Source organism: Niabella insulisoli (genome assembly GCF_039652435.2).
Taxonomy (GTDB): Bacteria; Bacteroidota; Bacteroidia; order Chitinophagales; family Chitinophagaceae; genus Niabella; species Niabella insulamsoli.
The window spans coordinates 3,946,403-3,962,165 of sequence record NZ_CP190246.1; the positions used below are offsets into that span (position 1 = coordinate 3,946,403).

Below are 15,763 nucleotides of genomic sequence, written 5' to 3' on the forward strand. Positions count from 1 at the left end.
TACATATAAAAACTTTGGTGTATTTTATTTCACCATAAAATCTACTTTGTTATCGCCCCAAAGCAGCGTTACATTGCCGTCATCAGCAGCCGTAATATTTAATTTCTCCGAAAAAGCAGGCGCTTTCTCAGCCATTACATTGATGCGCAAAACATCTTCTGCTTCTTTGTATTTAAAGGCTCCCCAGGTATCCCAGGTTTTATTGAAAATGATCGTCCATGTTTTCCCATCCACGAGCGTAAATAAGGCGTACTTTCCAGCAGGCAAATCTTTTCCTTCCACTTTCACATCTTTGCTCACTTCAAAAACGGTGGCCTTGTTCGCCCCCGTGCGCCATACCTGGCCGGGCAAAGGCTCCAGGTCTTTCCCAATAGTCCTGCCTTTTACCGAAGGCTGGCTGTAATTGATGGTTACTACCGCGCCGCTGGCCAGCGCTGCTTTCGTGGTTGCAGGCGGGCTTTTTGGAGCCTTATCTTGCGCGGTTACAAAAAGAACAGCTATCAGACTGAATGATAATAGTAAAAATTTTTTCATGTTAATATCTTTTAATTTTCGTTTCCTGATTTTGTCGCAGGTAAATTTGCAAATAGCCTGCCAATCAGCCTAACGAATTTACGAGGAATTTTATTAAGCCTCGTTTTATCCTTATTTAGAGGCGGTTATGTTGAAACTCACATTTACTTCGGGCCTGATAAATTTATCCCCCAAAGATTGATCGTTGCCATAAACCAGTCCCCAATCGGTGCGGTTGATGTTAAAATTGGCCCTCGCGGTAACGGCCGCAGGTGTTATGTTTATCGCCGCAGGAAAAGCCACGTTTTTAGTGACGCCTTTCAAAGTAAGGTTGCCTTTGATCGTATTTGTGGCACCATCCAAAACAATTTTATTGGTGCTGTCCGGAACATATTCCTCAACCGATGTGATTTCGAATGTTGCCGCCGGGTGATTGGTCGCATCAAAAAAGTCGGGAGACAGCAGATGCCCTTTCAGCTTGTGGGCGCCGGAAGTGTCTTTATCGGTAATTTGAAGGCTATTGATATCAAAGGTCAGTTTACCACCCGTTAAAATCGCTTCATTTTTCACAAAAAATTCGCCGCCCGTTACATTGAAAGTTCCCTGATGCTGGCCTACAGGCTTGGTGCCGATAAACTGAGCGACCTGAGTGGAGTCTACTTTATAAACCTCGCCTTCTGTTACGGCTACTTCTTTTTGCTCTTCCGTCTTAGCTTCATCTGCTTCAGGAGCAGAATTGCACGAAATAAAAACAAGCGCTGCTATCAGTGAAAGTGAACATATTTTCTTCATAAAAAAATTTTGATTTTTAAGTGGTTTGAAGTTAGAATTAACAATTTAGGGCTGAAATGGTTCAAAAAAAACCGCAAAATTTAGGCCGGAAATGTTGAGCTCCTGCTAAGTAATATGCTGCTACTAACCGGCCAGCTGACCTGCTTTTTACATTTCGAAATAAAGATGGTAATGTTTGCTGCAGCCGGGATTAAACGCCGCGCCACATTTCGGGCACTGGCTATGACTATTGAGATAGGTATTAATCGTCATTTCGTGGTAACACATGCCGCACAAAATGGCCTTCGTATCAAAATCCGTTTTCGGCCAAACTTCTACTTCATGGCCCGCAGTTTCCTGATGGCATTTGATACAGGGATAATATTCGCCGCAGCATTTCATCTTAATGGCGATCACATCTTTTTCTGAGTGATAATGCACGCATCGGGTGTGCGCATCCACTACCGGGCCTTTGACTTCAATATTATTCACCGGATTTTTATTGTCTTTTTGAAAAAGGTTACAGCTCGAAAGCAGCAACATTGCCATGATATATAAAAGCAAGGGCTTCTTCATCATTTTTTAAAGCTGATCCATTTCTTTTTTCACGAATTCCATCAGGCCTTTGATATGCGACGGCGACAGGTCAAACTTCAAGCCGGCGGCTTCAAACAATTCGGGTAATGTTCTCGTTCCCCCCAGACTTAGGGCCTCGGTATAATGCTTTAATGCCTGCGTTTTATCTTTCTGAAACTGCTGCCACAAACCAATTGCTCCCAGCTGCGCAATACCATACTCGATATAATAAAAAGGGACTTCAAATAAATGGAGTTGCCGCTGCCAGCTATAATCCCTGTACGCCTCTAATCCTGAAACATCGAGCGTTTTAGGCGTGAATTCGCTTAAAATCCGCTGCCAGTTTTGTAGACGTTCTTCATGTGTGTGCGTTGGGTTTTCATAAATCCAATGCTGGAATTTGTCGATGGTGGCAATCCAGGGGAAGATGGTCAAAACGCGCTCTAATTGCAATTCTTTAGCACGCTTCAGCTCTCCTTCATCCTCAAAAAACACCTGCCATTCGTTCATGCTGAAAAGTTCCATGCTCATGCTGGCCACTTCGGCAAACTCGGTCGGGTATTCTTTAAAACCGGTTAAAGCAAGCGGATGCGACAGAAAAGAATGAACGGCATGGCCGCCTTCGTGCACCATCGTGATTACATCATTAAGCGTTCCGGCCGCGTTCATAAAAATGAATGGCGCACCCGTTTCAGCCAGCGGGCAATTATATCCGCCGGGCGCCTTCCCTTTTCTGCTTTCAAGGTCGAGGCGTTTTAGCTGGTTCATTTTCTGAAGGCAGGCAGCAAAGAAAGGGTTCAGCGCTGCAAAGCAATCGATGATTTTTTGCAATAGCTCCCCCCCGGTTTTAAAAGGCTTTAAAGGCTCAACGCCTACAGGCTCCGCGTCTACGTCCCAGGGGCGAAAATCGTCGACGCCCAGCTTTTTCTTTTTTTTCTGATAAATTTCATCCACAATCGGCAATACATACTGTTTCACCGCCTCCTGAAATTGAAATGAATCTTCCTTGGTGTAATCGAAACGGCCCAATTCCACAAACCGGTAGTCGCGATAATTTTGGTAGCCCGCGTTGAGCGCCACCTGGTTCCTTTTCTGCAAAAGGCCATCAAATAAAAGATTTAATTCATCTTTATGCTCAAGCCGGCGCGAGGCGATCTTGCGATAAACAGATTCGCGTATCTCGCGGTCAGGGCTTTCCAGAAATTTGGCAGCCTGTTGCAGCGTATATTCTTTGCCCTCTACTTCCACACTCATTTTTCCGCTGATGACCCCAAATTGCTGCGCTTCTACGGCAAGCTCTGATTGCAGGGGAATATTTGCTTCCCGGAAAAGATCAATGTTCTTGCGCACATTTCTCAGATAGGTGAAATACGCAGGCCCTTTGAGCTCGTGCGCAAAAGGGTTATCGAATAGTTTTCGATTCAGCAGGTCAGCATAGGGCTGGATTTTCGGCTGAATCTCCATCATGAAATAGTTGAAAGCCGCGACCAGTTCTTCGTTTTCTGTATCGCATGTCATTCTGATCTGCCTCCAGCAGGCATCCTCGCTTACCACCGCTTCCAATTCGCTTAGGTCTTTCAGCCATTGCTCAAGTTCCTGGAAAGAATTGATATCGCGTTTTAATAATTCTTTAAAATAAGGCTCGAGGGCGGCCCAATTGGTTACCTGAAAATCAGCTGGCAACAATTTTCTTTCGTTGGCTCGAATGTCTGCTGTCATATTTATTATCAATTGAAAGTCAGAAAGTCCGGAAGATGGCAAGATTACACAACCCGTGCGCAACCCAACCGACTTTCGGACTTTCCTTTTTTAAATACTATGTAAAAATTACTCTGCTTTTTTCTTAGCTGCCGCTTTCTTTTTCGCAGCGGCTTTCTTAGGCGCAGCTTTTGGTTTTTCTTCGGAGGCGTCGTCGGCAGACGCATCTTCCTTTTTCGCGGCTTTCTTTTTTGCAGGCGCTTTTTTATTGGCTGCCGGCGCTTCTGCTGCCTGATCATCGGCCGTTGCTTCTTCATCGGCTTCTTCCGGTTCTCCTTCTGACAGTTTCAGCTCTACTTCGTTTTTCTTCAAAATTTCAAACCATTTTACGATTTTCTTCATATCGCTATTGTAAACGCGATCGAAATCCATCGAAGGATAAACTTTTTGAAAATAGGCTTTTACCGCTTTATCATCTTTGGCATCGGGCAGCGCCGTACCATCTTTATCCATGACATTGAAAACCTCCACAAGATTCACATTCTCTGCTGTTGTATAAATTTCAATGCTTTCCAGGTGTGAAAACTGATGGATGCGGGTTGACGCAAATTTGGTCGATTTGTCCTGTAAAGAACGCACAATAGCGCCGTCCTTTTTACTGCTTATCAATTCATACAGGCCAGGCAAACCCGTAACCGCAACTAATTTATAATACTCCATAACGAAAATATTGAGTGGCGCAAGATAAATATTCTACTTCACTTCTACCGACATATTTTTGATATTTATGCCTGAAACACCTCTTGTTACAGCCGCCAGCGGGCCTTTTTCAGTCCGAACCCTTGTTTTGCGCGATGGTTCGCAGGAATAAAAACCCGGCGCACCGTTGTCTTTTTAGAAGCGGGCTTTGTGCGGTCGCGAAGAAAAAACAAAGCTGCGAAAGATTATTATTTTTTAGGCGTCCAACAAGGCTAATAGAAAATTTTATGAAGTTAGCCGGATTTTTATCCTTTTTTATGCTTTTAAATGTTGTAAGCCAGGCGCAAACGGTGAAAGGCACCCTGATGGACCCTGTAGAGGGGATCGTGGTAAAGGGCGCCACAGTCCATTTGTTAAACCCAACTGACAGCAGCAATATCAAATCAACTTTATCGGATTCATCCGGCACCTTCCTGTTCACCAACCTTTCGTTGGGCAATTATGTATTAAAAAGCACGTCTATTGGGTTTGAAACGCTTTTAAGATCTATTTCCCTGACTGATTCGGCGCCTTCGTTGGATCTTGACGATGTATATATTCCCAAAAAAACAACAACACTTGAGGGCGTGGTTGTCGTTGCGTCAGCGCCCGCCGTTTCTCAAAAAGGCGACACCACCCAATTCAGCGCCCAGCAATACAAAGTAAACCCCGACGCGACGGTAGAAGACCTGATCAAAAAAATGCCGGGCATTACCGTAGATCGCAGCGGCACGGTGACCGCGCAGGGAGAGCAGGTCAGGAAAGTGACGGTTGATGGTAAAGATTTTTTTGGCGATGACGCGACGATGGCCCTAAAAAACCTGCCTTCAGAAGTGGTAGATAAAATCCAGGTTTTTGACCGCCTGAGCGACCAGGCGCAGCTAACCGGTTTTGATGACGGCAATTCGGTAAAAGCGATCAACATTGTGACCAAAACGCAGGTCACCAACGGTCAGTTTGGGAGAATTTATGCGGGGTACGGAACAGATGAGCGCTACCAGGCCGGTGGGAATATCAGTTTTTTCAGCGGCGACAGGCGGGTTTCTTTCGTTGGAAACTTCAATAATGTAAACCAGCAAAATTTTGCTTCGCAGGATCTGTTGGGGCTGACCAGCAGCGGAGGTGGTGGCCGGGGCGGCTATCGCGGTGGTGGTTTTGGCGGCGGTTCAGATAATTTCACCGTGGGTATGCAGCCCGGCATTAGCAAAACCAACGCTTTTGGCGTTAACTTCAGCGACAAGTGGGGTAAAAGAAAAAATTTTGACGTAGCAGCCAGTTATTTTTATAATAATTCTAATACAACCAACGAAACGAACCGGCTGAGCCAAACTTCGTTCACCACAGATAGTATTCGCTTCACGGGCAATAACTCCTTGTCTAACAGCAACAACAATAACCATCGCTTTAACCTGAGAGCAGAATACAAAATAGATTCTAATAATACCATTTATATTATTCCATCGATCAGTTTTCAGGATAATAACTCGGCATCTTCGGGCTCGAACTACACGTTTAACCAGCTCATGAACGATATAGATTCGGTCAACAGTTCCATCAACCGTGCCAACAGCGACCGCAACGGTTACAATATCAATAATAATATCATGTACCGGCACTCTTTTGCCAAAAGAGGCCGCACGTTGTCGTTAGGATTTCAAACTTCTTTTAATAAAAATGCAGGCGAATCGTATAATTACAATGCATTAAGATATTATAACGGCGCTATGATCACCGATTCGCTGCTCGATCAGTATCGCGATAATAATACCAATGGCAATCGCTACTCGGCAAGAGCCAACTATTCGGAGCCGATTGGTAAACAAGGGCAAATAGAATTTGAATACGAATATGAGGTGCAAAACAACAAGGCCGACCAGCAGACTTATGAGAACGACGGAGATGGTAATTACGATATTTTCCAGCCGTTGCAATCGAATAAATTTGATAACACCATTACGACCAATACCGCCGAAATCGATTATCGTTTAGGCCGCTCGCGCGATAACCAGTTTTCCATCGGTGTTGATTTTCAGAATTCAAAACTCGAGGGGAATCGCATTTATCCGCCGGGCGCTTCCCCGGTTCGCCAGCATTTCAACACTATTCTTCCTAATATGCGCTGGTCGAAAAAGATCGGGCTCAACAGTAATTTCAGGCTTTATTATCGCGCGCGCACCGACTTCCCGTCGATCGATCAGCTTCAGGATGTGCTCGACATCAGCAATCCTCTTAATGTGAGCAGCGGCAATCCCTTACTGAAACAGGGATACACGAATTTCGGTTCGGCCAGGTATTCTTACGTAAACCGTAAAACCGGCCACAGCTTCTTTGCAAATTTCTTCGGGCAGATGACCAGCGATTATATTACAAACGCGGTTTATTACTTAAATGCTGATTCGGTAATTCAAAATGTAAGCGTGAAAAAAGGCTCGCAGTTTTCCAAACCCATCAACCTCGACGGGTACAAACAGTTGAATGCATTTCTTACTTATAGTTTTCCGTTTAATGCCATTAAATCGAACCTGAACCTGAGCGGCGGGTTTACGTATGTGGACCGGCCGGGATCAATTAATAATCTGATTACAAAAACAACCAATAATACGCTGAGCGGAAATATCGTTTGGGCGAGCAATATCAGCGAATACGTAGATTTCAATATCAACTACGGCGCTAATTTCAGCAATGCCAGGAGCGAATACCCCGATGAACTGGTGGCCCGCAACCTGGTAAGAAATAGTACTACCAAGTACATCAACCAGTCGGGCGGCGTCTTCCTGAACCTGCTATCCAAAAACGGGTGGTTTTTGCAAAATGACGTGACCAACCAAACCTATAGCGGTCTCTCTGAAGGGTTTAATACGTCTTACTGGCTTTGGAACGCTGCGGTCGGCAAAAAATTCCTGAAGAACAAAGCCGGGGAGTTGAAGCTTTCTGTATTTGACCTTCTGAAACAGAATCAAAGCGTGAGCCGCAGCATTGGAGCGAATAATACAATTACGGACGAACAAAGCCGGGTGCTGCAGCAATACTTCATGCTTACTTTTACATACAGCCTGCGCAATTTTGGCAAAGGAAGGTCGTCTTCCTCGGGAAGCGGAGAAGAGCGGAGAGAATGGCGGGGCGGCCCTCCCGGTGGCGGTGTGTCTCCCGGTGGGAGGCGGCCAGGCGGCCCTATGTTTTAAGCGCCGATTACAAAACAGTTAGAAAAATGTAGTAATATCGCTGCCAGAATTTGCAACAAACTCATTTTTTTGGCAAGCGAGGACATACTTGTAGAACAATTAAAGCAGGGAGACGGGGCCGCTTTCAAGCATATTGTAGACACATATCAAAATATGGTTTACAATACCTGCCTTAGTATTGTCAAAAGCCAGGAAGACGCGGAGGATTTAGCGCAGGATGTGTTTGTGCAGGTCTACCAGTCGATTCATTCCTTCAAAGGTGAGTCTAAGCTTTCTACCTGGCTGTACCGGATCGCGACGACAAAATCGCTCGATCATGAACGAAAAAAGAAACGAAAAAAGCGCTTTGGCTTTGTAAAAAGTATATTTGGAGAAGATGCGCAGGTAGAAGTAAATCCGCCCGACTTTCACCATCCGGGGGTTATTTTAGATAAAAAGGAAAATGCAGCTATTTTGTTCAGAGCGATATATCAACTTCCTGAAAATCAACGGATAGCATTCATTCTCAGTAAAATAGAAGGGCAGAGTTACCAGGAAATAAGTGAAATTATGCAAACGACCATACCCGCTGTAGAGTCGTTATTGCATCGGGCAAAAAACAATCTGAAAAAAATATTAGAAAGTTAAAAAGCCTTATTTTACAAGAAAAATAAAAAAATAGCGTCTAATAAATGTGTATATAATGCATGAGAAACCCAATTTTAAAAACGGGCGTCGATTGCCGGGGTTGCCAGGAAAATAAATGATCCGCCAGCGGATAGCAAAAAGAAAACACGATGAAAAGATCCAATTCGGAAATTGAAGAAATTTTAAACAGCCTTGACGGCATATCGCGTGCTGAAGCGAGGCCATTTATGCATACCCGCGTAATGGGGAAAATGCAGGAAGAAAACAATTTCTGGTCGCGATCGATAAAACTGGTTACCCGCCCCGTTATTGCCTTAAGTTGCCTCTCGGTAATTGTGGTAGCTAATATTTACACGGTCATAACGACCGATTATGAAGAGCAGGAAAGCGTTACCGCGTCGTCGAATACCATTTCTGACGTGCTTCAAAACGAGAATTACATTTTGGCCGTTAACGATGTTAATCAATAATTAAATAATGCCTCAAAGTCGATCTACTAATAAATTCCTGGTTTTCATAATATTCCTGCTCTTAGTTACTAATGTTTTGGTAATCGGTTATTTCCTTCTTGGTGGGAAAAAGAAGCCCAAAAAGGAAAAAAGCAAAGATAGTTTTGCGGCCATCCTTCAGCGGGAAGTGGGCTTCAACGACGAACAGGTGGCCAGGTTTAACAAGCTTAGAGAAACACACTGGGCCAATGCAAAGGCAAAAATGGACCAGATCATCGACGTAAAGAATGTTATTTTTGATTTAACCAAACAACCCAACACGCCCGATTCTGTGGTGGAAACCCTGGCTGATTCGATTGGCAGGCTGCAAAAACAGGTAGAAATCAGCGCTTTTCGACACGTTACTGAAACGCGGAAAATCTGCACGCCTTCTCAGGAACCGGCCTACGATTCACTCATGATTCGAATCATCAACAAGGGAAAAAGCCGAAGACCCGCGGCAGCTGCCGGTGCATCAAAATAAGCACACTTGCAACTTTTTATAAATTGCGCCCTCTTATAAGAAAGTTTTCATGTGTTCATTTGCTATCGCGTTTGATAAACGCATGGAATTTTGCATACAGAAGCAGGGCGGCAGCCGGATGTTTTCGTTTGACTATGCGATCGGGGAAACGGTTGACATAAGCAAAGCCAGTCCGCTTTCATTGAAAAAAGTTTTACGGATGAGAACCAAAGCATTTTTTTTAGCAGCAGGTATTTTTCTATGGAGCCTTAGCAGTTCGGCGCAAAGCGGTGCTGCGAAAGACGGCGCAAAAGACAAAGTTGCGCAAGTGATGGACCTTTTTGATGCAGCGTTTAAATTACCTAAAGAAAAACGGACGGCTGTTGAAGACATTTTTCTTAGTTTTTACGAAGGGCAGCAAAAATTGAAAAACAATATCCAAAGGCCCGCCTCCGGGCTTGCGCAGGGATTATCGGGGCAGGATTTTCAAAGTGTGAGAAAAAGAAATGAAGCGCTGATAGCCGCCCGCGAAAAAAGCCTGAAAGAGGAATTGACCGAAGATCAATACAAAAAATGGAAGGGAACAATCGAACCGTCCCTACACAAAAGAAGATAACATCCATTATCGGATTTCATATAACAGCAACTCGTCGGTGCCCCCCAATTTTTCATGGTCCTGCACCAACCCCAGCCTTTTACCATCATTACTCCACGCGATAGTGTGCACTTCCTTTTGTGGCCGCTCAATTTTGGTTTGAGCAAAATTTTTGAGATTGACCAGGTAAGCCTCATTCGTCGCAGTTATATAAACCATATTTTTCCCGCCAGGGCTCAGGTAGGCCGTTTGGTACTTGAAAGAAAGCGGTTGGTTTTGAATGAGCGCTCCTTTTGCGTACACGGCCAGGTAATTGGTATCCTCAGGTAAATAATGCTGATCATCCAAAAACAGGATCTCGTTGCGCTCGTTGATGGCAAATTTGTAACTGAGATTTGTAAACCTTCTGATTCCAAAATTCTGCAAGGTATCCGATCCGCTCACCAATAGATGCACATATTCGTTCGCCATACCCTGTCCCGTATCAGCCGGACTATAAACAACATAAGCCGGCTGCTTTCCTTTCATAAAGATTTCTCCGATTAAATTGTAGAGCCGGTATTTAATGGCCGCCTGCTGCATCAACACTGTCTTTTTAGTCCGCAGGTTTACCTGGCTTAACGAAATTGCCGAACCAAAGGGGCCGTTTACCTTTTCTCCGGTTTTATAGGCGAGCGTTAGCGAATCGATAAAAAGGGGATCAAGCAGATAAAGTCCCTGCGGCCGGGCCACCTCCTCCGTTTTTTGAGTTGATTTATTATAAACTTTAATGCTGTTGCCCCTGTATGCATCGGCATATAAACGGTCCTGCTCCTGTAGCGGCTTTAGCTGATGTGCGTAGGCGAGGCGACCGTCGTTTTGAGAAAAAGCCGGCGCCCAACCAAAGTCGATCAACGACAATTTTTCTTTCTGATAGTCGAAAATACTTACCACCGGATCATTTTTTCGTTGTGCCAGGCTTTGCTTCGACAGGTAGCTTTTGTTGGCATTTTTATAAATATCATCAGGGCGCTCCCCAGCACTGTCCCTGCCGCTCAGCCGTTGTACAAAAGCCACTTCCTCGCTATTTGCCGCAAAGGTGGGATTCAGCAAATAATAGCCCTTTTGATGCCAGGAACCCAGCTTTTTTAGGGCCGGAGATTGGGCATAGCCCGTATTTATCAAAGAAAAAAACAGAAAACAGAGGGGAACACATTTGCACTTAATCATCTCGAATTTGGTATCAGTTTGAATTAAAACGATATTTTTTTCTAAATATTATAAGGAAGACGAATTGTCGCCCAAAAAGTTTAGTGGCGATAATTTTTATCAATATCCAAAATTTAATATTAAATAATTGTTATGTTTTGTAACTTTAATAAAGTACCGGAAATCGTGAAAAGATTCATTACGATATTGCTTTTTGTGGCCCTGATGCCCGTTTACGCCGCCGCCTCCAACAATGTTACTTTCAACTTTTATGGCGACGTGATTTCTTTCAGGTACGACAAAACCGCGCTTGTCGATTTCAATGAAGCTGCACTAAGCGATGAACAAATAAACGCTTTTTATGAAAAGGCGGAAAATACCGATTTCAGCAGTTTGATCACGGCGCTCGAAAACTACCGGACTTTTAAAAAGGCGGATGACTGGCTTTTTTATCAACTGGTCAGAAATGCTACAGAACAAATCAGCCCCAAAGCAGATAACTACCTGCGCTACACGCTGTATAAATGGTATTTGATGGTGAAAGCGGGTTATGGAACTTTATTGAGCCACAATAATGGCCGGCTCCTTTTTTATATTCAGTGCGATGAAAATATTTACAATATTCCGTATCGGCAGCAAAACGGTCGGCAATATGTTTGTTTAAATTATCATGATTATGGCAGCAATATCAATTTTGAAAAAGAAGTATTTAAAGGGGTAGCCATTGCGCTGCCCGAGCCGCAACGCATTTTTTCCTATAAAATTGAAAAACTGCCCGATTTTAATGATGCTGATTATATCGATAAGAAATTGCAGTTTACTTATAACACCAACGAGTATAATTTTTCCATTAAAATCAACTCTCAAATAACCCGGTTATTTAACAACTACCCGGTTGTTGAGTACAAGGATTATATCAACATTCCGCTCAGCAATAAAACCTATGCATCGCTGATCACGCTGCTAAAAAAACAATTGCGCGGTTTGAATACCAAAAACGGGGTCGACTATTTGATGCACTTCACCCGCTACGCTTTCCCGTTTGATGCCGACACCGACGTTTTCGGCTCAGAAAAAAGATTATCGCCCGAGCAAACCCTGTTGTCTCCCTACAGCGATTGCGATGACCGCGTTGGTTTGTTTTTTTTCCTGGTAAAAGAAATTTATAATCTTCCCATGATTGTTTTGGCCTATCCCCGGCATGTGACCATTGCGATCAAATTTGATAAACCGGTTGGGAATACGATTGAATACAAAGGCGCGCAATACTCCGTTTGCGAACCCACACCGCAAAGCAAAGACCTGCGGCTGGGAGAATTGTTGCCCGAATTAAAAAAGGAAGCCTACGAGGTCGCGTATGTTTATAATCCTTTATAAAAAACGCGTCATCATTTCTATTCGCCGCAAGACCATAGCTTTTTTTGATTCTTCAGCTTGGATACAAAAGACGCCCGGTCAGCGTCCTGAGCACCCGCTACTTCATTACCATTTTCCTCATAAAAAGAATGTACACAATTACAGGCAGGCCCGCTACACCCAATTTCAAAAATGGTTCTGCCTTCGTAGGAATGAGACCAAATGGTGGGCATACAGCCACAGTTTTTCGAAAGTTCTTCTTTTTTTGATTTCAACCAGGCGATTTGCTCGGTAGGATCGTCTATGGGAGATGCATTATCGGCTTTGTTACACCCCATTATTAAAGTAATAAAAAAAGCGGCCAGCATCAATTTGACAGTCATATGGTTTGTTTTTATGGTTAATGTTTGATTTGACTCTTGATAATAAGACGCAATAGCGTCAATAAATGCAACAGGCTTATATTAAGAAACTATGGACAAATATAGAAAACGCCATCCGCAAGCGCTAATCGTTTATTTCAATAAATGAAATAGCGCCTCCGGCCGGAAGCGCTATTCAAAGCATTCATTTACCAGATAAAAAATTAAAACTTATAACTTACACCCAGGCCAAATGCAGTTCCGGGAGTGTAGGTTTCAAATGGTTGCTCAGCGGCTTCGTAAGAATCAAATACTTTTTGCATTTTAGCATTGAGGATATTTGAGGCTTTGAAATCCACCGCAAAATGTTCACCAACAGTTTTAGCGAATGTGAGGTTAAGGCTATTGAATGGTTTTTGATAAACATCCGGGAACAGGCTTCCGCCTACAATCCAAAGAACAGGGCCTTTCACATTGTAAAATAGACCAGCGTCTATGCCTTTATCACCGTTATTATAGCCAATGCCCGCGTTGATAACATAAGGAGCCTGACCAGCCATTGGCCTGTAGCGCTTCAGCTCTTCACCATCCTTTTTGTATCTTTCTCTTGCTTCGTATTCAACATCGGTCATGTCTATTCTCGACATTACATACGTAAAGTTTCCGTTGACGCTAAAGTTCCTTAAACTCTCAGCCATAAAATCAAGCGTTTTCCTAAACTCTACTTCGCCGCCAACTAATAAACCATCACCCACATTTCGGGCCTGATATTCGGCACTTGTTTGCTGTTCATATATCCGCACCATTTCAATTGGATTGGCAAAAGTTTTTGCAAAAGCACTCACTGAAAATATTTGTGCTGACGGCATGAATTTTTCCCAACGCAGGTCAAAGTTGTTGATGTCTGTTTCTACCAATTTACCGCTCCATGTAACTTCTCCGGTAGTAGGGTCATTATAAGGCAACATACTTCCATTAAAAAACCTGTTGGTGATCGGATCCAGAATTTGTGCGAAAGACATTTCTTTAAAAGAAGGGCGTGCGATAGTACGCGCGTAAGACATCCTTAAATTTTGGTTAGACTTGATGGCGTAGATTAAATTAACCGTTGGAAAAAAGTTTAAAGTATTCAACACTTTTTCGTTGTCCAACGTAATCGTTCCCTGGTTGTTTCTACCCGTATGCCTTTGCGTATATTGTTCGGCACGAATACCGATTACGGTTTTTAATTTGTCCGTTACCGACATTTCATTTGAAACATAGGCCGCCATATTCATTGCGTTGGACTGATATTCGTTAGGGTTAGGCATCCTGTTACCAGAAATAAGATAAGCGCCATTGGGATTGTTGGGGTACAGGTTTGATGGGTTCATCACCTGGTTGGGATCGTAATTGATGCCGCTCCAATCCTGCGGGTTGAAAAACTGAAGATTATAAGACAATATTTTATAATCCCTGTTTTTATAAAGATGGCTAAGACCAAACTTTAGTTTAGCCGTCAGGTCATTAAATTGATACTTTTTAGTAAGATCAATTTTAGAAGCCAGGTTGATCTCATTTAAATATCTCCAGATGCGCGAAGGGTTACCACCCGCGCCGGCAGAAAACCAGGTCCTGGTTGGGTCATAGGTAAAAGCTGTCCTTCTGATATCCGGATCGTTGGATATAGAGTAGGTTGGTGAAATGCGCCAGTCTAATTCCCAGCTTTCGTTTTTGAAGCGATGATCGCCATGCAACAGCACATTGCTTAAAGAGCGTTGGCTATACTCAAGGTTATCTGATTTTGCGACATAGCCCGACTGCCCTACAGCTTCACCGTCATTTTGTATATCAAACTTTGCAGCTTTGCTGATGCCATTTTGCAAATGCGTTGCCATTAAGCGTATCTTGCTCAAATTGGTTTTGTAAGCAACGCCGGCCAATACACCTAACAAATTATTTCGCTCGCCCAACTGTCCCTGCTGTAGCGTAGCATATCTAAGTTCATTTTCAGAAGGGTCGATATGCTTCTGATACTCTCCATAAACAAGGTCGTCGTAATAGGTATAAGTATTTTTATATGAAACCGAAAATACATAGCCCAGTTTAGGAGCTTTAGGCCCTTTCAGCGAAAACTGGTTTCCTGCTGAAAACGAAAAATCATAGTCGAACAAGCTGGTAGCTCTTTCGCCAGCCAGCGTAGGATCAAACTTTCTTAAAAACTGACCTACCTGTTGCGGGCTATGGCCGCTGGTAGGTGAAGGCATTCTTGAATTTCGCGCATCGCTTGGCAAAGCCCGGGTACCATCATCAAAACCCAGAAAATCGGTAGAACCTCCTTTATACTTCAGGTAGTTTGAATTAAAATGCATCCTGGGATTGACAGAAATACCCAGCGAAGCATTTAAAGTTTTGCGCTGCGGAAAATCTTTTATTTCAATGTTCATCGCACCGCCGGTAAAATCTGCCGGAAGTTCTGCAATGAAGTTTTTACTAATCATCATGTTATCGATCAGGCCGGAAGGAAAGATATCCATTTGCAAGCTATTGCGATCCGGATCCAGACCGGGTATATCCATTCCGTTAAGCGTAGTTTTAGAATAACGGTCGCCCAAGCCACGTATGTAAACATATTTACCATCTTCTACCGAAACGCCAGTAACCCTTTTTGCTGCAGCTCCGGCTGTGGCGTCGCCCGCGAGGCGTATTTTATCAGCGGAAATACCGTCCATCATAGCCGGAGACCGGCGCTTCGCCGTATGAATGGCTGCTTCAGAAGTACGCACTTGCCTTGCAGTAACCACAACAGCTTCAATTTGCTTGGCAGCAGGAGCCATGCGCAGGTTGTTGAGAATTGTAACATCGTTAGCAATAACCTGCACATCTTCAACTACAAGGTTTTGATAAGAAACATTGGTTAGTTGTAAAGAAATTTTGCCTGTGTCTGCAGTTAAAGAAAAACTACCATCCAAATCAGTTGTTGTTGCTATTTTTTTACCTGCAACAGAAACAGTAACACCTCTTAAAGGCTCGCCAGAATCATCGCTGATTACAATACCGCGAACGGTTCCTTTCTGAGCATGGAGGAAAAGCGAAGAAAATAGTAAGAATACTAAGGTAAGTTGCTTAAGCATTTATTTCGAAAATTTAAAGTAAAAAGAGACCCGCATGTACTTTCATGCGAGCCTCTTATCTATGATATAAAAAGTACCTTTTTGAACTGGTTC

The 15,763-nt window shown here is 43.5% G+C and carries 14 protein-coding genes; 6 read left to right on the plus strand and 8 right to left on the minus strand.

The window, feature by feature from the left end:
* Window positions 1–24 precede the first annotated feature (24 nt).
* From ABDK00_RS16665 to ABDK00_RS16685, 5 genes are all read right to left on the minus strand, one after another.
* A complete protein-coding gene (locus ABDK00_RS16665; protein WP_346236200.1) occupies window positions 25–534 on the minus strand; it encodes a DUF2911 domain-containing protein in 510 nt (169 codons plus the stop codon).
* A 111-nt stretch (window positions 535–645) separates the two neighbouring features.
* Window positions 646–1,305, minus strand: a complete 660-nt coding sequence (locus tag ABDK00_RS16670) for a YceI family protein (protein ID WP_346236199.1) — start codon at window positions 1,303–1,305, stop codon at window positions 646–648.
* A 147-nt stretch (window positions 1,306–1,452) separates the two neighbouring features.
* The gene (locus ABDK00_RS16675; protein WP_346236198.1) at window positions 1,453–1,863 is read right to left on the minus strand and encodes a CHY zinc finger protein; all 411 of its coding nucleotides are present in this window, start codon (window positions 1,861–1,863) and stop codon (window positions 1,453–1,455) included.
* A gap of 3 nt (window positions 1,864–1,866) precedes the next feature.
* On the minus strand, window positions 1,867–3,579 hold the full coding sequence (locus ABDK00_RS16680; protein WP_346236197.1) for a M3 family oligoendopeptidase: 1,713 nt from the start codon (window positions 3,577–3,579) through the stop codon (window positions 1,867–1,869).
* A 108-nt stretch (window positions 3,580–3,687) separates the two neighbouring features.
* On the minus strand, window positions 3,688–4,278 hold the full coding sequence (locus ABDK00_RS16685; protein WP_346236196.1) for a DUF5606 domain-containing protein: 591 nt from the start codon (window positions 4,276–4,278) through the stop codon (window positions 3,688–3,690).
* Between the two features lie 266 nt (window positions 4,279–4,544).
* Between ABDK00_RS16685 and ABDK00_RS16690 the strand changes: the two genes are divergently transcribed.
* From ABDK00_RS16690 to ABDK00_RS16710, 5 genes are all read left to right on the plus strand, one after another.
* Window positions 4,545–7,478 carry a TonB-dependent receptor gene (locus tag ABDK00_RS16690; RefSeq protein WP_346236195.1) on the plus strand — a complete coding sequence of 978 codons (2,934 nt, stop codon included), beginning with the start codon at window positions 4,545–4,547 and terminating at the stop codon, window positions 7,476–7,478.
* A gap of 69 nt (window positions 7,479–7,547) precedes the next feature.
* A complete protein-coding gene (locus ABDK00_RS16695) occupies window positions 7,548–8,105 on the plus strand; it encodes an RNA polymerase sigma factor (RefSeq protein WP_346236194.1) in 558 nt (185 codons plus the stop codon).
* A 149-nt stretch (window positions 8,106–8,254) separates the two neighbouring features.
* Complete coding sequence (locus ABDK00_RS16700; RefSeq protein WP_346236193.1) at window positions 8,255–8,575, plus strand: hypothetical protein; 321 nt, start codon at window positions 8,255–8,257, stop codon at window positions 8,573–8,575.
* 7 nt (window positions 8,576–8,582) lie between these two features.
* Complete coding sequence (locus ABDK00_RS16705) at window positions 8,583–9,077, plus strand: hypothetical protein (protein WP_346236192.1); 495 nt, start codon at window positions 8,583–8,585, stop codon at window positions 9,075–9,077.
* Window positions 9,078–9,159: 82 nt separating this feature from the next.
* Window positions 9,160–9,672, plus strand: a complete 513-nt coding sequence (locus ABDK00_RS16710) for a hypothetical protein (RefSeq protein WP_346236191.1) — start codon at window positions 9,160–9,162, stop codon at window positions 9,670–9,672.
* Window positions 9,673–9,678: 6 nt separating this feature from the next.
* Here the strand turns inward: ABDK00_RS16710 and ABDK00_RS16715 are convergent, their stop codons facing one another.
* On the minus strand, window positions 9,679–10,743 hold the full coding sequence (locus ABDK00_RS16715; RefSeq protein WP_346236190.1) for a hypothetical protein: 1,065 nt from the start codon (window positions 10,741–10,743) through the stop codon (window positions 9,679–9,681).
* Window positions 10,744–11,025: 282 nt separating this feature from the next.
* On the opposite strand from ABDK00_RS16715, the gene ABDK00_RS16720 reads away from it, so the two are divergent.
* Complete coding sequence (locus ABDK00_RS16720; RefSeq protein ID WP_346236189.1) at window positions 11,026–12,216, plus strand: hypothetical protein; 1,191 nt, start codon at window positions 11,026–11,028, stop codon at window positions 12,214–12,216.
* Between the two features lie 17 nt (window positions 12,217–12,233).
* Here the strand turns inward: ABDK00_RS16720 and ABDK00_RS16725 are convergent, their stop codons facing one another.
* Both ABDK00_RS16725 and ABDK00_RS16730 read right to left on the minus strand, forming a co-directional pair.
* Complete coding sequence (locus ABDK00_RS16725) at window positions 12,234–12,578, minus strand: hypothetical protein (protein WP_346236188.1); 345 nt, start codon at window positions 12,576–12,578, stop codon at window positions 12,234–12,236.
* Window positions 12,579–12,781: 203 nt separating this feature from the next.
* Window positions 12,782–15,670: a TonB-dependent receptor gene (locus ABDK00_RS16730; RefSeq protein WP_346236187.1), complete on the minus strand. Its 2,889-nt coding sequence runs from the start codon at window positions 15,668–15,670 to the stop codon at window positions 12,782–12,784.
* Window positions 15,671–15,763 lie beyond the last annotated feature (93 nt).